This window comes from Kitasatospora sp. HPM-01-4 (assembly GCF_051374625.1).
In the GTDB taxonomy this organism is placed as follows: domain Bacteria; phylum Actinomycetota; class Actinomycetes; order Streptomycetales; family Streptomycetaceae; genus Kitasatospora.
The window spans coordinates 1,382,543-1,401,864 of record NZ_JBPQGP010000005.1 but is presented as its reverse complement, the minus strand read 5'-3'; the positions used below and the strand labels follow the sequence as shown (position 1 = coordinate 1,401,864).

The 19,322-nt window shown below is 71.9% G+C and carries 22 protein-coding genes; 13 read left to right on the top strand and 9 right to left on the bottom strand.

Annotation, left to right across the window (positions count from 1 at the left end):
- The first annotated feature begins 108 nt into the window (after positions 1-108).
- Together ACSMTC_RS05945 and ACSMTC_RS05940 are read left to right on the top strand one after the other, a co-directional pair.
- Complete coding sequence (locus ACSMTC_RS05945; RefSeq protein ID WP_436558593.1) at positions 109-231, top strand: hypothetical protein; 123 nt, start codon at positions 109-111, stop codon at positions 229-231.
- The gene (locus tag ACSMTC_RS05940) at positions 228-1,037 is read left to right on the top strand and encodes an isocitrate lyase/PEP mutase family protein (protein WP_436558592.1); all 810 of its coding nucleotides are present in this window, start codon (positions 228-230) and stop codon (positions 1,035-1,037) included. Before ACSMTC_RS05945 ends, ACSMTC_RS05940 begins: the two co-directional genes overlap by 4 nt.
- A gap of 19 nt (positions 1,038-1,056) precedes the next feature.
- Here the strand turns inward: ACSMTC_RS05940 and ACSMTC_RS05935 are convergent, their stop codons facing one another.
- Positions 1,057-1,548 (bottom strand): NUDIX domain-containing protein, encoded by a 492-nt coding sequence (locus ACSMTC_RS05935; RefSeq protein WP_436558591.1) that lies wholly within the window; start codon positions 1,546-1,548, stop codon positions 1,057-1,059.
- 83 nt (positions 1,549-1,631) lie between these two features.
- Positions 1,632-2,660, bottom strand: a complete 1,029-nt coding sequence (locus tag ACSMTC_RS05930) for an NUDIX domain-containing protein (RefSeq protein ID WP_436558590.1) — start codon at positions 2,658-2,660, stop codon at positions 1,632-1,634.
- A gap of 677 nt (positions 2,661-3,337) precedes the next feature.
- Between ACSMTC_RS05930 and ACSMTC_RS05925 the strand changes: the two genes are divergently transcribed.
- The 9 genes from ACSMTC_RS05925 to ACSMTC_RS05885 all read left to right on the top strand — a co-directional run bounded on the left by ACSMTC_RS05925 (position 3,338) and on the right by ACSMTC_RS05885 (position 10,391).
- Positions 3,338-3,781 carry a helix-turn-helix domain-containing protein gene (locus tag ACSMTC_RS05925; protein WP_436558589.1) on the top strand — a complete coding sequence of 148 codons (444 nt, stop codon included), beginning with the start codon at positions 3,338-3,340 and terminating at the stop codon, positions 3,779-3,781.
- Positions 3,778-3,945 carry a hypothetical protein gene (locus ACSMTC_RS05920; protein ID WP_436558588.1) on the top strand — a complete coding sequence of 56 codons (168 nt, stop codon included), beginning with the start codon at positions 3,778-3,780 and terminating at the stop codon, positions 3,943-3,945. The genes ACSMTC_RS05925 and ACSMTC_RS05920 overlap by 4 nt, the downstream gene beginning before the upstream one ends.
- 9 nt (positions 3,946-3,954) lie before the next feature.
- On the top strand, positions 3,955-5,169 hold the full coding sequence (locus tag ACSMTC_RS05915; RefSeq protein ID WP_436558587.1) for an MAB_1171c family putative transporter: 1,215 nt from the start codon (positions 3,955-3,957) through the stop codon (positions 5,167-5,169).
- Entirely contained in the window at positions 5,160-6,602 is a 1,443-nt protein-coding gene (locus tag ACSMTC_RS05910; protein ID WP_436558586.1) for an amidase, read from the top strand. The genes ACSMTC_RS05915 and ACSMTC_RS05910 overlap by 10 nt, the downstream gene beginning before the upstream one ends.
- Before the next feature lie 592 nt (positions 6,603-7,194).
- A complete protein-coding gene (locus ACSMTC_RS05905; RefSeq protein WP_436558585.1) occupies positions 7,195-7,965 on the top strand; it encodes a hypothetical protein in 771 nt (256 codons plus the stop codon).
- A complete protein-coding gene (locus ACSMTC_RS05900; RefSeq protein WP_436558584.1) occupies positions 7,962-8,801 on the top strand; it encodes a hypothetical protein in 840 nt (279 codons plus the stop codon). Before ACSMTC_RS05905 ends, ACSMTC_RS05900 begins: the two co-directional genes overlap by 4 nt.
- Positions 8,798-9,409: a histidine phosphatase family protein gene (locus ACSMTC_RS05895; RefSeq protein ID WP_436558583.1), complete on the top strand. Its 612-nt coding sequence runs from the start codon at positions 8,798-8,800 to the stop codon at positions 9,407-9,409. Before ACSMTC_RS05900 ends, ACSMTC_RS05895 begins: the two co-directional genes overlap by 4 nt.
- A 14-nt stretch (positions 9,410-9,423) precedes the next feature.
- The gene (locus ACSMTC_RS05890; protein WP_436558582.1) at positions 9,424-9,792 is read left to right on the top strand and encodes a DUF190 domain-containing protein; all 369 of its coding nucleotides are present in this window, start codon (positions 9,424-9,426) and stop codon (positions 9,790-9,792) included.
- Positions 9,792-10,391 (top strand): NUDIX domain-containing protein, encoded by a 600-nt coding sequence (locus ACSMTC_RS05885; RefSeq protein WP_436558581.1) that lies wholly within the window; start codon positions 9,792-9,794, stop codon positions 10,389-10,391. Before ACSMTC_RS05890 ends, ACSMTC_RS05885 begins: the two co-directional genes overlap by 1 nt.
- Positions 10,392-10,413: 22 nt before the next feature.
- Here ACSMTC_RS05885 and ACSMTC_RS05880 read toward each other — a convergent pair whose 3' ends face one another.
- Complete coding sequence (locus ACSMTC_RS05880; RefSeq protein WP_436558580.1) at positions 10,414-11,460, bottom strand: LacI family DNA-binding transcriptional regulator; 1,047 nt, start codon at positions 11,458-11,460, stop codon at positions 10,414-10,416.
- Positions 11,461-11,562: 102 nt separating this feature from the next.
- On the opposite strand from ACSMTC_RS05880, the gene ACSMTC_RS05875 reads away from it, so the two are divergent.
- Positions 11,563-12,765 carry an MFS transporter gene (locus ACSMTC_RS05875; protein WP_436558579.1) on the top strand — a complete coding sequence of 401 codons (1,203 nt, stop codon included), beginning with the start codon at positions 11,563-11,565 and terminating at the stop codon, positions 12,763-12,765.
- A 44-nt stretch (positions 12,766-12,809) separates the two neighbouring features.
- Here the strand turns inward: ACSMTC_RS05875 and ACSMTC_RS05870 are convergent, their stop codons facing one another.
- Complete coding sequence (locus tag ACSMTC_RS05870; RefSeq protein WP_436558578.1) at positions 12,810-13,781, bottom strand: DUF5996 family protein; 972 nt, start codon at positions 13,779-13,781, stop codon at positions 12,810-12,812.
- A 179-nt stretch (positions 13,782-13,960) separates the two neighbouring features.
- On the opposite strand from ACSMTC_RS05870, the gene ACSMTC_RS05865 reads away from it, so the two are divergent.
- Entirely contained in the window at positions 13,961-14,917 is a 957-nt protein-coding gene (locus ACSMTC_RS05865) for an alpha/beta hydrolase (protein ID WP_436558577.1), read from the top strand.
- Between the two features lie 37 nt (positions 14,918-14,954).
- Here the strand turns inward: ACSMTC_RS05865 and ACSMTC_RS05860 are convergent, their stop codons facing one another.
- From ACSMTC_RS05860 to ACSMTC_RS05840, 5 genes are all read right to left on the bottom strand, one after another.
- Complete coding sequence (locus tag ACSMTC_RS05860; protein ID WP_436558576.1) at positions 14,955-15,326, bottom strand: 5-carboxymethyl-2-hydroxymuconate Delta-isomerase; 372 nt, start codon at positions 15,324-15,326, stop codon at positions 14,955-14,957.
- 165 nt (positions 15,327-15,491) lie between these two features.
- Positions 15,492-16,481 (bottom strand): permease prefix domain 1-containing protein, encoded by a 990-nt coding sequence (locus tag ACSMTC_RS05855; RefSeq protein WP_436558575.1) that lies wholly within the window; start codon positions 16,479-16,481, stop codon positions 15,492-15,494.
- On the bottom strand, positions 16,478-16,834 hold the full coding sequence (locus ACSMTC_RS05850) for a PadR family transcriptional regulator (RefSeq protein ID WP_436558574.1): 357 nt from the start codon (positions 16,832-16,834) through the stop codon (positions 16,478-16,480). The genes ACSMTC_RS05855 and ACSMTC_RS05850 overlap by 4 nt, the downstream gene beginning before the upstream one ends.
- 116 nt (positions 16,835-16,950) lie before the next feature.
- The gene (locus ACSMTC_RS05845) at positions 16,951-18,525 is read right to left on the bottom strand and encodes a phytoene desaturase family protein (protein WP_436558573.1); all 1,575 of its coding nucleotides are present in this window, start codon (positions 18,523-18,525) and stop codon (positions 16,951-16,953) included.
- 45 nt (positions 18,526-18,570) lie between these two features.
- Positions 18,571-19,302: an MgtC/SapB family protein gene (locus tag ACSMTC_RS05840; protein WP_436558572.1), complete on the bottom strand. Its 732-nt coding sequence runs from the start codon at positions 19,300-19,302 to the stop codon at positions 18,571-18,573.
- Positions 19,303-19,322: the final 20 nt, after the last annotated feature.

Genomic DNA, 19,322 nt, shown 5'->3' with positions numbered 1-19,322 from the left:
CGAAGGCGGCGCCGCCTTCCGGGCATCCGGCCAGCGCGGCCGTGAGGCCGTCCTGCCCCGGCCACGGTTCGGTGTGCGTCGAAGTGTTCCGCATCTAGCGTGGGCCGTATGACGATCTCCGACCCGTCCGTCCGCTCGTCCCGCGGCACCGTGTACGCCGACGCCCGCGCAGTGCTCGGCCAGCCGCTGCTGGTCCTCGAGCCCGCTGCTGACACCGAGGAGCAGGTATGAGCACCGCCGGCGCCTGTGCCGCCACCGCCTTCCGCGAACTGCACCACCGCCCCGGCACGCCGTTGTTGCTGCCGAACGCCTGGGACCACGCCTCCGCGGCCGCGCTGGCGGCGGCCGGCTTCGCCGCCGTCGGCACCACCAGCATGGGTGTCGCCGCCGCGGCCGGGCTGCCGGACGGGGCCGGCCGGACCCGTGCCGAGACGCTGCGGCTCGTGCGCCGGATCGGCGGTGGGCCCTTCCTGCTCTCCGTCGACGTCGAGGGCGGCTTCAGTGACGACCCGGCCGAGGTCGCCGACCTCGCGGCGGAACTCGCCGAGGCGGGCGCGGTCGGCGTCAACCTGGAGGACGGCCGCGCCGACGGCGGCCTCACCCCGCCGCGCCTGCACGCGGCGAAGATCACCGCGGTCAAGGCGGCCGTTCCCTGGCTCTTCGTCAACGCCCGCACCGACACCCACTGGCTGGGCGGGGGACGCGAGGCGGAGACGGTGTCGCGGCTGGCGGTCTACCAGGACGCGGGCGCGGATGGCGTCTTCGTACCGGGCCTGACCGATCCGGCGTCCATCGCGGCGGTGGTGGGCGCGACCGCGCTGCCGCTCAACGCCCTTGCCACCCCGGCCGGTCCTTCGCTCGCCCGCCTCACCGAACTCGGTGTGCGCCGGGTCAGTCTCGGCTCGCTGCTGTTCCGGCTCGCCCTCGGTGCGGCCGTGGACACCGCCGTCGGTCTGCGCGCGAACGGTGTGTTCCCGCAGACCTCCTCGATCCCGGGCTATGCCGAGGTGCAGGCCCTGGCCTCACCCGGGAGCTGAGGCAGTAGTCATCCGGGGGTCAGGATTCGAGGTAGGCGGTGGACCGTCGGTCGTGGTGGACCGAGGCGGCGGTGCGGAGGTTCCGGGCGTTGTAGGGCTCCATCACGCCCGGTCGGCAGGCTTCGTCGACGTCCCACCAGCGCCACCCGAGCAGCTCCCGCTCGGGCACCCGGATGCGCTGCTCGGCCCGGGGGGTGAGCACGGTGTGGAAGGTGAACATGTGGCAGGGGTAGGCGAATTCGCCCGCCCCCGCGCCCGGGAAGAGCTCGGCGGCCTTGGTGAGCCAGTTGAAGACCAGCAGCCGGCCGATCCGCAGCGGTACGCCGCCGAGCTCCTCCGTCGCCTCGCGGTCGCAGGTGTCGCGCGGCGGTTCGTCCCACTCGGTCTTGCCGCCGGGCAGGACCCAGTGGCCCGACTTGCGGTGGTGGACAAGGAGCACCTCGTGGCGGCCTCGGGGGATGAACGCCGCCGCCGCGGCGGAGAACACGGCCCGGCCAGGACGATCGGCCATCGATGCGGTCCCTTCTTCCTCGCCCGGCGCCATGTGACACCGGGCGGTCAGGAGTGGTCAGGAATAGTGAGGGTGATGGTCGGTCAGCGGCGGTCGGAGAGCGCCTCTGGCGAGGTACGGCCGGATGCCTGCGGAGAGTCCTCGGCGGGGGAGCGTTCGATGTGCACGAGGGTGCCGTCGGCGAGGGCTTCGCGGGCGGCGGCCACGCGGGAGGACAGGTACCACGGGAGCCGCTCCTCGGCCTCCTTCGGATCCATCCAGTGGGCGGCGCGGATCTCCCCGTCGACGAAGCGCAGGCCCCGTGCCTGGTCGGCGGTCAGCGGCACCGCGTCGTAGATGTGGCAGGTCAGGGCGCGGCCGTGCTTGGAGAGGGCCGCCGGGGTGCTGTCCACGACCAGGAGCCGGCCGACCGGCACGTCGAGGCCGAGTTCCTCGTCGAGTTCGCGGGCCGCCGCCTGCGCCGGCGTCTCGTGGGCCTCCACCATTCCACCCGGAAGTTCGAGGTGGTCCTTGTAGGCGGGTTCGAGGACGAGGAGGTGGCCGGCGGTGTCGCGCAGCAGCACCGTGGCCGCCATCATCGGGGCGGGCAGCTGTCGGTAGTAGTCGCGCGGCGGCATCGGCCGTCGGTGGCCGTCGCGCAGTACGGCGGTGTGCGCGCCGCGCTCGGCGGCGATCGCCGCATCCAGGCGCCGGGCCACCGCCGGAGCGAGGAGCTCGAGTGCCCGCTGCTCGGTGACGAAGCGGGCCTCACGGATCTCGTCGGCCTGCAGCACCAGGTCGGCGGCGTCGACCGGTCGCTCGAGGTGGGCGGCGTAGAGGTAGGAGACGACGGTGCGCCCCCACCGGGTGGCGGGGGCGGTGTCGACGGCCAGCAGGCGGCCCACCTCGGCGTGCAGTCCGAGCTCCTCCGCCAGCTCCCGTACCAGCCCGGCGGCCGGTTCCTCGTCCTCCAGCATGCCGCCGGGCAGGTCCCAGCCCTGCTTGTAGACGGGGTCGACCACCAGAACGTTGCCGTGGTGATCGCGGATCAGCGCGTCGGAGCACGCGGCCGGCGCGGCGTGCTCGGCCAGATAGCGTGCCAGTTCGGGGTCGGGGCGGGCGGTTTCGTTCACGGCTCTCCTCAACTCGTGCTTCCTGCAGACAGGTTGTCCGGGCGTCGACGGCCTCGACGAAGGATCGGTCCGATCTGGAATGCGGCATGTGAGACCTCCGCGTGAGCAGAAGAGAGGTGCGGACGAGAGATGCGGGTGAGCTCGGAAGTGCTCAGCGGTCAGGCCGAGTTGGCGGCCTGGCCGGCGGGGGTCGGCCACGAGCATGCTGCCGTTCGAATCACAGGTTCAAGTGGGCCGATTCCGGGCGTGCCTCGGCCGAACAGGGCGTTTTCGAGCACACGGGCGGCGGGGGTGGGAGCACTCTCAAGTCGTTCTCGGGCCGCGGTGGGAAGGCGGCCGGCACCAAGCGCGCCCGCCGTCAGCGCACCGGTCGGGGGTGGAGCCCGGCGGAGGTGAGCAGGCCGAGTTCGTGAACTCCCCACGCAGCGCGTATCCGGCTGTGGATTCCCTCGTCCGGATGATCGGTGCCCCGATGAGGTTTCGGGTGGCGCTGTGCCCGGTTCCGCGCCGGTCGCCTCCGCTCTCGCAACTGCCCGGCCTGACGCGTGATGTGCCGCGCGGGCCGACCGTGCGTCATGGGGCGAGACTGCTGGCACACGGATTAATCTCAGTTAACATACCGAGAGTTGCAAGGTCCGCACCGTGCGTCAGCCAACGTCAGTCGTGATGGCCGGGAGGTGGTTCTGCTGGGAGGGACGTTCGAGGAACGGCTGAACGCACTGTTCGAGACGGTCCACCCGCCCGACCGCGGCCCGTACAGCAACCACGAAGTGGCCGACATGCTGCGCGAACGCGTCGGCGTCCCCGTCTCCCAGGTCTATCTGTGGCAGCTGCGCACCGGACGGCGGGACAACCCCACCAGGCGGCACCTTGAGGCACTGGCGACGTTCTTCGGCGTCCCCGTGGCCTACTTCTTCGACGACGGCACCGCCGACGGGGTCGTGGCCGAACTGGCCTTCGTCCGGCGGTTGCGCGAGAGCGGAGTGCAGCGCTTCGCCATGCGGGCGGCAGGACTGTCACCGCAGAGCATGGAGCGGGTACTCGCCACCGTCGAGCAACTGCGCGTACAGGAAGGGCTCCCGGCCTCCCCGGCTGACGAAGGAACGGACGGGCACCCGTGAGGGACAGCACGCAGTACGGCCGCCGGCGCTTCGTACGCGGTCTGAACCTGTCGCGATTCACCAGCGTGATCGGCAGCCACCCGCAGCGCCGACCGCACCGCCCCGGTCCGCGCGTCCAGGGCCACGACCCGGTGGCGGACGCGTCACTGCGCGGAAGGCGGTGACCCGGATCCATGCAGCAGTTGCTCCACCCGGTCTGTCTGACCCTGGCCATCGCCGGTTTCCTGGTGCTGCTCTGGCCACCGCGGTACCTGGGCCAGGACAGGGCGTTGACCGCCCTGGTCGGTGTGTACGGCCTGTGCGCCCTCTCCTTCCTCGTCTCCATCGAGCCGGTCTGGAGGGTGCTGGGCGCCGCGACCGGCAACCCGTCCATCGGCATCCTGGCCGCCTTCGGCAGCGTCACGGCCCAGGTGGCGCTGCAGTTCGTCGTCCTGGCCACCTGGGTGCTGCCACAGGAGAGAGCCCGCAGGAGGGCCCGGCTCTGCCTCGCGGCCGGGGCGGCGGTGATCGCCGTTCTGGTGACCCTGTTCCTCCTGCTGCCCGCCTCCGGCCCGAGCTCCCCCCAGGAGTTCACGGCCAGGAACATCCACAACGGCGTCTACCAGGCGTACCTGACCGTCTACATCGGTGCGTACACCGTCGGGCAGGGCGTCCTCGCCGTGGTCTGCTGGAGAAGGGCCGGGGGCACCCACGCGGCGTGGATCGCCCGGGGGCTGCGCGTCGTGGGCGTCGGCGCGCTGATGACCGTCGGCTACAGCACGATCCGACTGGTTGGCGTCGCGGCCGCGGTCCTCGGCTCCGCGCGTGCGCCGGCGCCCGTGGAGAGCTTCGCATGGGTCTGCGCCGACGGCGGCAACATGCTCGTCCTCACCGGGTTCCTCGTGCCCATGCTGGCCGTCCACACCGTCCCGAGGACCTCGGCCTGGGCGAGCGCCTACCGCAACCACCAACGCCTGGCGCCGCTCTGGCAGATGATGCACGAGACCCTGCCCGCCGTCGCGCTCCGGACCCAGCGGACCGCCGCAGCGGACCGCCCACCCGCCTGGGGTGCCACCTGGCACCTGTACCGGCGCGCCGTCGAGATCCGGGACGGCCAGTGGGCGCTCCGCCACCACCTGGACGAATCGGTGCGCCGCGCGGCCGAGGCGCGGTACACGGCCGCCGGGCTGCAGGGCGCCGAGCTGGCCGCCGCGGTCACCGCCGACCAGCTCCGCAGGGCGCTGACCGCCTACCTGCGCAACGAACCACCGAGAACCCCGACCGCATACGCTGATGAGGGCATCCGCGACGAGGTACGCACACCGGACGACGACGTCCGCGCGCTGCTGCGCATCGCCGCCCACTTCGAGGCCGTACCCGAACGCGAGGATGCCACTTCATGGACCTGATCCGCCGCTCCGCGAGCGAACAGCTGGACGCCCTGAACCGCGGAGAGGTCTCCAGCCGCGAACTGACGACCGCGCACCTGGAGCGCATCACCGCCCACCCCGAGTACAACGCGGTGGTCACCCTCGACGCCGAGGCCGCCCTGGCCGCCGCCGCGGCAGCCGACGAGCAGCGCTCCCGCGGCCGGGCGGCAGCACTGCTGGGGCTTCCGATCACCCTCAAGGACTCCCTGGAGACCGAAGGCCTGCGCACCACGTGCGGTACGGCGGAGTTGTCCGGGCACATACCGCGGCAGGACGCGGACGCCGTGGCCCGGATGCGCGCGGCCGGTGCGGTCGTCCTCGGCAAGACCAACACACCACCGCTGTGCCAGGGCATCCAGACCAGCAACGAGCTGTTCGGCACCACGCCCAATCCGTACGACCCGCACCGCACCGCCGGGGGCTCCTCCGGCGGTGCGGCCGCGGCCGTCGCCGCCCACCTCAGCCCGTTGGACATCGGCAGCGACCTCGCGGGCTCGCTCCGGCTGCCCGGCCACTACTGCGGGGTCTACAGCCTGCGCCCCACCCACGGCATCGTGTCCAGCCGTGGCCACATCCCGCGCCCGCCGGGCTGGTTGACGACCTCGGACATGCTCAGCCTGGGCCCGCTCGGGCGCAGCGCCGCCGATCTCGACCTCGCGCTCGGTGTGCTGGCCGGGCCGTCGCCGCAGGAGGCCGCCGGGTGGCGGCTGGAACTGCCGCCGGCCCCGCACGAGGCGCTGACCGGCTACCGGATCGGCATCTGGGCCGACGACCCGTTCTGCCCGGTGGACGCGTCCACCCGGGCGCTGCTGGAGGAACTGTACCGGACCCTGCGCGACACGGGGGTCCGCGTCAGCGACACGGCGCCCCCGGTCGACATGGCCTCCTCCGACCGGCTGTTCACCTCCCTGATGTTCGCCGGCAGCGCCGCGAGCGCGGCGCCGCAGGCGTACGCCGCCGAGGTGGAGGCGGCCGGGAGGCTGTCTCCCGGCGACGAGTCGCCCGGGGCCCGCTACCTCCGTGACCGCACGATGAGTCACCGCGACTGGCTGCTCGCCAACGAGGAACGCCGACGGCTCCAGGAGCGGTGGGCCGCCTACTTCGACGGCGTCGACGTCCTCGTCACCCCTGCCGCACCGACGGCGGCGGTGCCGGACCAGACGGACGTGCCGATGCCCGAGCGGTACATCACCGTCGACGGCCGGCGCCGCGGCTACTTCGAGCAGACCACCTGGCTGAACCTTGCCGGCCTCGCCCAACTCCCGTCTGCCACCGTGCCGTGGGGTCGCACCCGGGAGGGGCTGCCGATCGGCGTCCAGCTCATCGGCCCCCGCCTGGGCGACCGCACCGTCGTCAAGGTCGCGGGACTGCTGGGCGAACTGCGGGACGCGGGGACGGTGGTACCGGCCTGAACGGGCCGGGCCCGGCCTCACGGAGCCCGCGTACCGGGGCCGGCGCGGTGCGACCTGGAGGACGGCCATCGCGCCCTCGCTCGGGCCGCCTCTTCGATCCGGGGTGAGGCCGGCCACGCGGCCTGGCGGGCGGGGGAGTTGGCGGCCGGCCCCGGGCTCCGACCGTGATCCGGCGGGGGCTCGGCACGTGCGGATCCCGCGGCTTGTCAACACGCCACGGGGATTTGGCTGATTCGATCGTACGTTCAATGGTTCGCCTCCGGGGATGAAGTCCGGACGAACATCGCGAATCCGTCGGTGCCGGCGGCCGGCGGCCGCGAGGCGCCCGCCCCGGCCCGGCGTCCCGCTCCGGCGTGGGCCCCGATCAAGCCGAACCTGCCGGGCAGGCTTGAAGTCCTGTTGGCCGCGGCCTTGAATGTATGTTGATCACTGGGGATATGGACCTCGAACTGCGGCCCTCTCGTCGGAGAAAGCGAGACGACCGCAGAACTGATATCGGATCATCCGGGTTCGGTAGAAATCCCGCTGTGCTTCCGTGGTGGCTTCGCTACAGTCATCAATTTCTATCCGGTCGTGCTCGATGGGGGATTCGATGCACAGCACGCATGCGCCACTGGCTCTGCCGCGTATCTCGTACGCGGAAATTCATGGGACGCTGGAGATACTGCCCACGGACCTCGCCGGTCCTGTGGTCCTGGACAACCGCGGGCTGGTCGGCCATCTCGCGGATCCGGACAACTTCGCGCGGTTGGTACGGGAGATCTGCGCGACGGACGCGCTGCGCGGCGAGATCGCCGCGCGCTCCTACCGGCACACGAATCACTTCGACAAGATCGTGCTCGCCGACACCGGCCACAGCCTCGGATACCGGTTGACCCTCCATCTGTGGAACCCTCCGTACACGGAGGACGAGCTGGAGGACGAGACGATCCACGACCACCGGTTCAGCTTCTGGTCCGCCGTCCTGGCCGGAAACCTGGTGTCCGAGAACTTCGTGCGGTCCGCCGACGGACCGGCGTTCCAGGAATGGCGCTACTTCCCGGACAAGAACGGGCTCGCCACCACCTCGAACTTCTACGATTTCGTGGGCGAGACCGGACTCACCGGAACCGAGGCGTCACACACGCCGGCCGGGAATTCCTACTTCCTCACCTACGAGAGCGTCCACCGGGTACTGCTGCCGCGGACCGAGACCGTGGCGACGCTGGTGCTGCGCAGTCCGCGGCAGCGCGCCTTCGCCAATGTCTTCAACATCACGCATCCGCGAGACGAAAGGAAGGTGAAACGGAACACCATGTTCACCGAGGAGCAGCTGGTGGACCGGCTCGATCTGGTACTCAAGGCGATGGAGGCGGCGCGATGACGGCCGGGAAGAGCGATCTGAGGGTTCCCGAGGGGGCCGTCTACACCAAGGGGCAGAATTCCGCCCTCTTCCATCAGCTGGCCGTCAAGGTCGAGATGGACGGGGTCTCGGAGCAGGAGTACTTCGCCTGGCTCGACGAGACCACCGAGCGCATCCATCGGGCCGTGCCCGGTGCGCAGATCGCCGAGAAGGAGAACATGCGCACCGATCCGCCGCTGAACACGGCGGTCTACTACGACACCGAGGACTACCGGATCCTGCCGACGGGCGCGCTGCTGCGGACCTCCTGCGGCAAGACGACGCACGCCTTCTGCGCGTACAAGGCGGTCGAGGACGGGCACGGGATCCGGCGGGACCACCGCCACATCTTCGACGGCGAGGAGAAGCGCACCCTCCAGGACGCTCCCGCGTCCGAGGAGTCAGTGTCCATCGTCCGCCGGCTGCTGGCCCGCAAGGACCTGGAGCACCCCGGGACCCTGCTGCGGCGGGAACAGGGAATCGACCCCGAACAGCTCACGCCGGCGGTCCTGCTCGACGACTACCGGACCAACTTCTTCGTGTGGCTCGACGGCAAGGACGCGCTGCGCTGCCCCTGGGACCGCTACACGGTCTACGACCTGCGCCGCCCCGAGGGCGACCGCGAGGGCAAGAGGATCAGCGAGATCGAGCTCGCCATCTACCCGCACATCAGCCCCGAAGTGGCCGCGGACCCCAGGGTGATCGACCTCATCACCGAGCTGACCCGGTCCCTGTGCGAGAGGTTCGGCACCAGGGTGACGAAGGAGATCAAGTACCAGCGCGCCGCGAAGGCCCTGGGCCTTCCCGGTACGCGGTGAGGATCCTCCTGGTACGCCACGGCCAGTCCCAGTGGCAGGTGGAGCGCGGCGAGGACTGGGACAGCCCGCTCAGTTCGCTGGGCCACCGGCAGGCGCGGCTCCTCGGCGAATGGCTGGGGCGCCGGCTCCAGGGGCCGTGGGAGGCGGAGGCGGACGCCCTCCACGTCCCGACCCTGGGGACGAGCCCGCTGCTGCGGGCGAGGCAGACCGCGGGCTACCTGTCCGAGGTGCTCGGCCTGCCCGCCGAGGTCCAAGTGCCACTGGCCGAGGCGGACTTCCACGTGGCGAGTGAGCTGCCCCGGTCGCCGGGACCGCTTCAGCCGCCCGCCGGGCAGGCCGTGTCCGAGCGCTACCTGCTCTTCCGGAAGCAGGCCGAGACCGCACTCCGCGGCCTGGTGCGGCAGGCGGAGCAGAGCGGTGGCCCGGCTCTGGCCGTCACCCACGGCGGCCTCATCAAGACACTGCTCCGGGTCGTGACGGGCACCGACTCCGTCTGTTTCAAGATCTACAACTCGAGCGTCACCGAACTGGAGTGGCGGGACGGCAGATGGCGGCTGGCGCACCTCAGCCTCCAGGACCACCTGCCCGTCGACCTGAGAACGTCCTGAGGGAAGGTCACCGATTGAGCCCGCAGAAGGCCTGCAGACTGAGCATCATCGTCAGCAGCGATGACATGTGGGGACTGACGCCCCTGCACCACCACATCGTCCGGGCGGCCCGCAGGATCGGCATCGCCGGCGCGAGCGTGTTCCAGGGCTCCGCCGGCTACAGCGGCCAGGGCCCCATCCACACCAACCGCATTCTCAGCCTCGCGGACCACACCCCGCTCCTCATCGTCCTGATCGACCAGGAGGAGCGCCTGCGCGAGCTGGTGGCGACACTCGGCAGCTGCCTCGACACCGGGATCGCGACCATCGACCACGTGGAGGTGGTGTCGGCCGTCGGAACGGATCCCGGGCAGCGGCAGGGCGGGAAGGAGACCGTCCGCTGATGCCACCCGAACACGCCGAGGAGATGCGCGCCGTGGTGCGCGGCGTGACCACCGTCTCGGACGACTGGTTCAGGCTGCGCCGCTACGCGGTGGACCTCCGAAGAAGCGACGGACGGCTCCAACGGCTGGATCGGCTCTGTGTCGAGTCCGGTGACCGGGCCGCGGTGCTCCTCCACAACCCGGCCGAAGGCACCGTGCTGCTGACCGAGCAGTTCCGGATCTCGGCGCTGCTCGCGGGCGATGCCCGGGGATCGTCGGTGGAGGCACCGGGCGGGCTGCTGGGCGGCGAGTCGGCCCGCGAAGCGGCACGCCGGGAGGTGGAGGAGGAGACCGGATACCGGGTCGGCCGCCTCGAACACCTGCTGACCGTCTGTCTGAGTCCGCAGCTGGGCCCGGACCGGACCCACCTGTTCATCGGCGAGTACGCGCCGGGAGACCGGACCGGCCGCGGGGGCGGCATCGCGGAGGAGGGCGAGGACATCGCCCTTCTGGAGCTCCCGCTGGAGGACGCCCTGGAGCTCGTCCTGCGGCAGCCGCTGACCGACGCGAAGACCGTCCTGCTCCTGCTCCTGGCCAGGGACCGCCTCGCACGCCCGTAACGGTCCAAGGAGCGGCCGCCGTTCAGCCGGACCAGGCCCCGGGGGTGTGGGCGCAGCCGCACGAGCCGCGCACCACCAGGCGGGACGGAAAGCACTGCAGCCGGTCGCCCTGCCAGCCGGCTTCCTGCGGACCGCCGCCGAGCGCCAGGTCGACCGCGGCGTGCGCCATCGCCTCGCGGTCGGAGGCGACGGTGGTCAGCGGCGGGTCGGTCAGGGCCGCCTCCTTGATGTCGTCGAAGCCGGCGACGGCGAGCTCACGCGGGACGTCGATCCGCAGTTCGCGGGCGGCGCGCAGCACTCCGATCGCCTGGTCGTCGGTGGAGCAGAAGAGGGCGGTCGGCCTGTCCGGCCGGGAGAGCAGGTCCAGAGCCAGCAGGTACGCGTCGTACCTGCTGTACAGGGCATGGAACAGCCGGCCCTCCGTGGAAAGCCCGGCCTCCGTCATGGCCTGGCGCCAGCCCGCGACGTGGTCGGTGACCGGGTCACCGATGACCGGTGTGTACTCCGCGCCGCCCAGGCACGCCACATAGGCGTGGCCGTGGTCGAGCAGATGCTTCGTGGCGAGCCGCGCACCGCCGAGGTCGTCGGTCACCACGGCGAACTCGTCCATCGTCTCGGGGTGTTCGTGCATGAGGACCACGCGGGCGTCCCACGCGGCCAGTTCGGCCGCCGCCGACTCGCTGGGACCGAGGCTGACGAGTATCAGGCCGGCCGCACGCATGCCGAGAAAGGCACGCAGGTAGTGGACCTCCCGCGCGTCGTGATAGTCGGAGTTGCCGACCAGGACCATCTTCCCCCGGTCGGCCGCGGCTTGCTCGACCGCGTGTGCCAGCTCTCCGAAGAAGGGCTGGCGGGCATCGGGGACTATCAGACCGAGCAGATCGGTGCGGCGGCTGGCCATCGCCTGGGCCACCCGGTCGGGTCGATAGCCGAGTCGGTCGATGGCCGAGAGCACACGCTCACGGGTCTCGGCGGCTACGGGGCGGGGTCCGTCATTGATGACGTAGCTGACAACAGCGGTGGAGGTTCCGGCAAGTTTGGCCACGTCGTCGCGCGTTACCTTCTTCACGTCCGAAGTCTACGTGCCACAACTGCACCGGACGTCAACCGCACTGACGCGGTATCACCCCGGAGCGGGGCCGGGATGACGGGCCGGGTACCTTCTGTCTCCGTGACTCGAACCTCCCTGTCCACCTCCCCGGTTACCGACGGACGGTCGAAGCGGTCGCAGGTGAAGGCCTGGTGCGCGGTGCTCGCCGTGGCGGTCGGCATCTTCTCCCTGGTCACCACCGAACTGCTCCCGGTCGGTCTGATCACCCCGATCGGCGGTTCGTTGGGCATCTCGGACGGCACCGCGGGAATGGCGGTCTCCCTACCGGGAGTCATCGCCGCGGTGGCCGCACCCGTGGTGGCGGTGGCCGGCGGCCGGCTGGACCGGCGGTGGACCCTCTGCGCCCTGATCGGCCTCATGTCGGCCGCCGACCTGCTGGCCGCGGCGGCGCCGAACTTCCCCGTCCTGCTGGCCGCCCGGCTGCTCGCCGGGGTGAGCATCGGCGGCTTCTGGGTGGTGGCCGCGAACAGCGCGGTGCGGCTGGTGCCCGAGGAGTCCGCAGGCCGTGCCACGGCCCTCGTCTACGGAGGGGTCTCGGTCGCCTCCGTCATCGGAGTTCCCAGCCTCACCTACTTCGGTCAACTCGTCAGCTGGCGTGCCGCGTTCATCGTCGTCGGAGGGCTCGGACTGCTCGTCCTGGCCGCGCTGGCCACCGTCCTGCCGCCGCTTCCCGCCGACGACGGAGTCAGCGCCGGCAGGCTGGTGCGGCTTCTGGGGAACGCCGGGGTGCGGGCAGGGGTTCTGGCCGCTCTCCTGCTGGTGACCGGCCACTTCGCGGTGTTCACGTTCATCGGCCCGGTCCTCGGGGAGGTGTCCCGGATCGGACCGCACTCCACCGGAACACTTCTGCTGGCCTACGGCATCGCCGGCGTGATCGGCAACTTCGCGGCGGGAGCGGCGGCTTCGCGCAACGTCCTTCGCGTGCTCTGCCTCATCACGGCCGCACTGACGGCCGTGCTGGCGCTGCTGCCGGTCATCGGCGGCACCAAGGCCGTCGCCGTCGGGCTGCTGGCCGTCTGGGGGTTCGCCTACGGCGGTGTGGGCGTCAGTCTGCAGATGTGGGTGTTCAAGGCATCGTCCAAGTCGGCGGAGGCGGTCGGCGCCGTGTTCGTCATGGCGTTCAATCTGTCGATCTCCCTCGGAGCGCTGATCGGCGGTCACGTCATGGACCGCTTCGGCGCCGCCTGCACCACGTGGACGGGAGCGGTACTGATGGCCCTGACCGTCGTTCCGCTGGCGATGGCACGCAGACAGCTGTCCTGAACTCCTTGCCCCACACCCCGGTCGAGGGGCGGGACAGCGTGCGGTCACCCGGCGGCCCCGGCGGCTCCGGCGGCTCCGGCGGCTTTGGCGGCGACCGGGTCGGTGACACCGCCGGGGGAGGCCTCGCGGTCGACGTCCCAGCCGGCGAGGTGGGCCGCGGCCTGGTAGACGGACTCGTAGAAGTCGAGGACCGCACCGCGCGGGTCCTCGCCGCCGCGGACGTCGTCGTAGTCCAGGACGGCCAGATGGCTGCCCTGCCGCTCGACCCAGCGGGCGGCGGCGGGGCGCAGTGGGTGGTCGGCCAGGCCGTCGGGCTCCGGCGCCGCGTAGGAGTAGAAGGTCGGCCGGGGGAAGGCCTCGTCACCGAACCAGAACCCCGAGCTGATGACCTCACGTGAGTAGGCCTCCCGGGTCACCGGGTCGACGGCCGAGGACTGGTCCACCTCGCGGTCGGAGAAGCGGGTGACCGCGATGTCGAAGGTGTGCCAGAAGTGGTGCACCGGGCTGACCTTCCCGCAGAAGCGCGCGGCGAACTCCTCCAGCACCAGGTTGACCTGGCTGAGCACCTGCCAGTAGCGGTTGACCCAGAACGGGTCGTAGTCGGCGTGCTCGGTGTCGTCGGCGAACGGCCGCCCGGCGTCGGGCAGGTCGAACGGGTGCGGGTGCGGGATGGTCACCGCCACGCCGATCGCGCCGAGAGCGTCGAGCGTCCGGCGGTAGAACGACGCCACGCACTGCCCGGCGAGCGGGAAGGAGACCCTGCGGCCGTCCGACGAGCAGACGGTCAGCCGGTGGTCGACGAAGTCGAAGTCGATCGTGAAGATCTCGCTCCCGTCGGCCGTGGTCATCGGGCGGGTCGTGATGCCCCGTCCGGTGAGGTGGTAGGGGACGTTCCACCAGTGGTTACGCCGCACGCTGCTCGCCAGCCGGATCTTGCCGACGACCTGGGCGAACCGGTGCAGCGTCGCCTTGGAGTCCTGCCACCGCGACAGCGGGATCGGAGGAAACAGCTCCATGGGGGCCACGCTAGGTACCCGCGGTCCAGCCCGCATCCGCGCGTTCCGAGTGCGGCCGCTCCGGGCACTCACGGCCCCGGGCCGGTGCGGCCGGGGCGCTCACCGATATGCGATCAACGGGGAAAGGGGCAAGCGTTGCGGGTACCAGGATTCCGGTACGAGAACGAGAGGGACGCCCCATGACCGTCAGCCCCGTCCTGGAGCCCGAGGCCCAGGCCATCGCGGACGCCACGGCCAAGCCGCCCTTCCTGTACGAGCTCGGCCCCGAGGGGGCGCGGAAGGTCCTGGACGACATCCAGGCCGCGCCGATCGCGAAGCCCGACGTGCAGGAGAAGTGGACCGTCGTCCCGGCCGACGTCGGTGACGTGAAGGTCCGCATCGTCAGACCCGTGGACGCCCAGGGGGTCCTTCCCGTGGTCCTCTACGTCCACGGCGGCGGCTGGATCCTCGGCAACGCCGGCACCCACGACCGGCTGGTGCGCGAACTCGCGGTCGGCGTCAACGCCGCCGTGGTGTTCGTCGAGTACGACCGCTCGCCCGAGGCGCGGTACCCGGTCGCCATCGAGCAGGCGTACGCCACAGCCCGGTGGATCACCCGTGAAGGGGCCGCCGAAGGGCTCGACGCCTCCCGGCTGGCCGTCGCGGGCGACTCCGTGGGCGGCAACATGACCGCGGCGCTCACCCTGATGGCCAAGGAACGCGGGGACGTCACCTTCGTCCACCAGTCGCTGTACTACCCCGTCACCGACGCGGCCCAGGACACCGACTCCTACCGGGAGTTCGCAGGCGGCCCGTATCTGACCGCCAAGGCGATGGCCTGGTTCTGGGACGCCTACCTCCCCGACCACGCCCGCCGCGCCGAGATCACCGCATCACCCCTGCGGGCCACACTCGACCAGCTCAGGGGGCTTCCCCCGGCGTACCTGTGCGTCGACGAGGCCGATGTGCTCAGGGACGAGGGGGAGGCCTACGCGGCCAAGCTGCGTCAGGCCGGCGTCCCCGTCATCACCGTGCGCTACGACGGGATCCTGCACGACTTCATGATGCTCAACCCGGTCCGCGGCACCCAGGCCGCGACCGCCGCCGTCGACCAGGCCGTGACGGTTCTGCGCAAGGCCCTCGGCACCGACCGCTGACCGCCGGCGGCGGCACGCGGAGCCGGACCGCCGCCGGCTACGCGTCAGGGTGGCGCAGACGGTAGGTGTCGGTGAGGTCCCGGACCTCCACCGAGGAGACCACCCGGTCGGCGTCCCCCCGGGGCAGGTGCCTACCGAGCAGGGCCAGTATCTCCTCCGACAGCCGGGCTTTCAGACCGTCGGGACGTCCCGGCAGCAGCCCCACCTCGACGTGGACGAAGGCCGGCCCGCCTCCGTCCACGTCGTCGAGGTCGCCCACGTACGTCTCGGCGGCCGGGCGGAAGAAGGTCTTGCACACACCGGTGGAGCCGGTCCCTTCGAGCACCGCCGGGTGCAGCTCCCTCACGAACGCCCGCCGGTCGAAGCCGTCGGCCAGCCAGGGCGAGTAGTCGATGGTGATGTGGGGCATGAAGGACCTCTTGCCGCAGACGCTTGCGTTTTACATCCACCTATCTTCGTCCGCGCCCCCGGCCGGGATTCAGCGGGGTACGTCCCGCACCTGCCCGTCGTGTCCGCGACCGCCCAGTGACGCTCCCCGGCACCGCGGAACGGGGCACCGGGGCGATCGCGGTGCTCAGACGGCGACCCGGTCGCGGTGGAGAGTGCGCCAGGCCTCGGCGAGGGCGCCGGCGGTGGCCAGGGTGAGGGTGAGGACGGCGAGCCAGGCGATCCAGTTGCCCGGTGCGGTCAGCCTGGCCAGCGCACCGGCGCTGTCGGCGAGCGCGGGGTTGAGCACCCGCGCCTGCCAGAACAGCCAGGCGAGCGGGGCGGTAGCCGCGAGGGTGAGTGCCGCGCCGGCGACGGCGGTGGCGGGACTGCTGCGGCGCATGCGCAGACCTGCGGCGTTGAGCAGGGCGGTGAGGGTGAGCACGGTGATGAGATAGGGGATCCAGAAGCCCCAGAGCGAGGGGTTGATGAGCGGCACGTGTACACCCGCGGGGGTGGTGACCGGAGAGAGGACCCGCTGCGCGAACAGCGCCGCGACCAGGGCCGCGGCCTTGAGGATCCCTGTGACCAGGCGGTTCCGGGTGGCCGGGCGCGGCTGCTCGGCGGCGGGCAGCCGGTCGGGGGTCCAGTCGGGGGTCCGGAGGGCGGTGGCCAGGCCGGCCTCCGGACGGGTGCCGCGTGCGCGGTCGGCGATCACGAACACGACGGTCACGCAGACGGCGAGGTACACGGCGACGGTCATGGTGGAGCCGATCGGGCGCAGCAGCGCGGCCCAGGCGTTCTCCCCGTGGGCGCGGTGGATGAGGGCGAGCACGATGTAGACGAACGGCAGCACGTTCTTGCAGGCGCCCCGTAGCGCGTGCAGGTACTCGGGGTAGGTGTCGGGGCCGATGAGCGCGACGGCGGGGTGGGCGTAGCGGGCGGCCAGGCGGTCGGGGTCGCCGAGCTCGCAGAGCGCGGCGTACTCGGCGTCGGCCGGCGCCTCGCCGCGCCGGATGCGGGCCTCGACATCGTCGGCGATCGCGGCGCGCAGCTCCTGTTCGATCTCACGTCGCTGCTTGTCGGGCACCCGGCGCACGGTGGCGGCGATGTACCGGTCGGTTAATGCGGCGGTCACGGGTTCTGTCCTTCCTGGGTGGAGGCGGGGTCCAGACGGGTGAGCGCGGTATCGATCACTCGCCACTCGCGCAGCAGCGCCTGGGCGAGGCGGATACCGTCACGGCTGGTGCGGTAGACCTTGCGCGGGCGCGCCTGGCTGGTGTCCCACTCGCTGGTCAGCAGCCCTTGGCTCTCCAGGCGGCGCAGCAGCGGGTAGAGCGTGTTGCCCGTGACCGGCACGCCGGCGTGCTCAAGGTCCTCCAGCAGGCCGTAGCCGTATCCCGGTGTCCGCAGCGCGAGCAGGCTCGCGAGTACCACCGAGCCGCGGCGCAGCTCCTGCCGGTGGGCGTCGAGGAGTTCGGAGTCGTCCACGACCGACACCTTAGTGTGTGTCGCACACTATGGTCCAGCGACATCGATGTGTGGTGGGCGGGAGGTGTGGCCGCGGGAGAAGGGGTGAAGGCGGGGCGGCGGTGGGGTGGCGGCCCTCAGCGCCCGAGGGCCGCCATGGCGGCGTTGTGGCCGGGGATGCCACTGACGCCACCGCCGCGGATCGCACCGGCCCCGCAGAGCAGGATGTTGGGATGCCCGGTGGCCACGCCCCACCGGTCCCCGGCCGGATCGCCGTACGGGAAGGCGAGCTCCCGGTGGAAGATGTTGCCGCCGGGCAGGCCGAGATCGCGCTCCAGGTCGGCCGGGGTCTTCACCTCCAGGCAGGGACGGCCGTCCCGGTCCACGGCCAGGCAGTCCGCGAGCGGCTCGGCCAGGCAGGCGTCCAGCGGTCCGAGGACGGCCCTGAGCGCGGCCTCGCGGGCCGAGTCGGCGTCATGGGTGAAGAGCCGGGCGGGCAGTTGGAGGCCGAACAGGGTGAGCGTCTGGTAGCCCTGGGCCGCGAGCCCGGGGCCCAGGACCGACGGGTCGGTCAGCGAGTGGCAGTAGATCTCGGAGGGGGCGGCGGCCGGCACACGCCCGGTCGCGGCCACCCGGTAGGCCGCGTCCAGCTCGGTGTACGACTCGGCGATGTGGAAGGTCCCGGCGAAGGCCTCCCGAGGGTCGACGGTGGTGTCCCGCAGCCGGGGGAGCCCGCGCAGCAGCATGTTCACCTTCAGCTGCGCGCCCTCCGGCCCCGGCCGGTCGGCGGGCCGGCCGAGCAGCCGGTCCAGTACGGCGGGCGCCGCGCCGCACAGCACCTGGCGGGCGCCGACCCGGTGCTCGAAGTCGCCGCTGCGGTAGGTCACTTCGGCGGTCGCGCCGTCGGTGGCCACGGCGGTGACCTCGCAGCCGGTCCGCAGTTCCGCGCCGGCGGACCCGGCCGCGTCGGCCAGCGCGTCGGTGAGCGAGCCCATTCCGCCCACCGGGACGTGCCACTGTCCGGTGCCGCCGCCGATCACGTGGTAGAGGAAGCAGCGGTTCTGGCGCAGCGACGGATCATGGGCGTGGCTGAAGGTGCCGATCAGCGCATCCGTCAGGACCACGCCGCGTACCAGGTCGTCGGTGAACGTCCGCTCCAGGGTCTCGCCGAGGGGCCGCTCGAACAGGGCGGTCCAGGCGGCCGGGTCGTCCACCCGGCGGCGCAGCTCCGCGCGGGTGGGCAGCGGCTCGGTGAGCGAGGGGAAGACCCGCCCTGCCACCCGGGAGGTCATCGCCCAGAACTCCTGCCAGGCGGTGAACTCCATTTCCGAGCCGGTCAGTTCACGGAAGTAGGCGGCGGTACGCGCCGGATCGCCGGCGTCCACCAGCAGCCCGGTCGGCCGCCCGGAGCGCACGGTAGGGGTGTACGAGGAGATCCGGCGCCGGCGGACCGTGAAGCGCAGGCCCAGCTCGTCGACGATCTTCCGTGGCAGCAGGCTCACCAGGTAGGAGTACCGCGACAGCCGCGCCGGCACGCCCGGGAACGCCTGGGCCGAGACCGCCGCCCCGCCGGTGCGGTCCAGCCGTTCGAGCACCAGGACGCTGCGCCCGGCCCGTGCCAGGTACGCCGCAGCGACCAGCCCGTTGTGGCCGCCGCCGACGATCACGACGTCGTAGCGGGAGTGACCGGGAGTCCCCTGCACAGGCTGCATGAGGCTGTCCTACCAACCGAGCGCGCCGATGGCCAGCATGTCGGCTCAGGCGAGCACCTCGTGCTCGGCGCGGTCGTGTTCGTCCTCCAGGTGCCAGTGCAGGTCGCGGACGCCCGGTTCGAGGGAGAGCCGGGTGACCACCTGCTCCAGGGCGGCGGTGACGTCGCCGGTGACCGCGACCGTGGCGCGCAGGCTGGTGGTCTCGCCCTGCTCGCGGCGGGCGCGCAGGCCGGTCGGCGCGAGGCCGGAGGCGGCCAGCGCCTGCAGCAGGAGCGCGCGGATCTGGGTCTCCGCCTGGCGTTCGCACTCCAGGTGGACGGTGGCCCGGGTGGTCGAGTCGGGGTCGGTGCCGGCCGAGGGCGCGCGGTCGAGCAGCCGGCCGGCCGGGCGCAGGACGAGGTGGACGGTGAGCACCGCGAGGGCGCCGAGGACGGCCAGGTCGAGCTTGCCGGAGGCGGCGAGGACACCGACGGCGGCGGAGCACCACAGGGTGGCCGCGGTGTTGAGGCCGCGCACCCCGGCGCCGTCGCGGAGGATGACGCCACCGCCGAGGAAGCCGATGCCGGAGACGACGTAGGAGGCGACCCTGGTCGGGCTGCCGGTGTCGCCGACGGCCTCGCTGTAGAGCACGAACAGGGTGGCTCCCGCGGCGACCAGCGCGTTGGTGCGCAGGCCGGCCATCCGCGCACGCCACTGGCGTTCGACGCCGATCAGGGCCCCGCAGCTGACACCGGCGGCGAGGCGGACGAGGAAGTCGAGGGTGGTCAGGGCGTGCACGGGGCACCTCCTTCGGAACG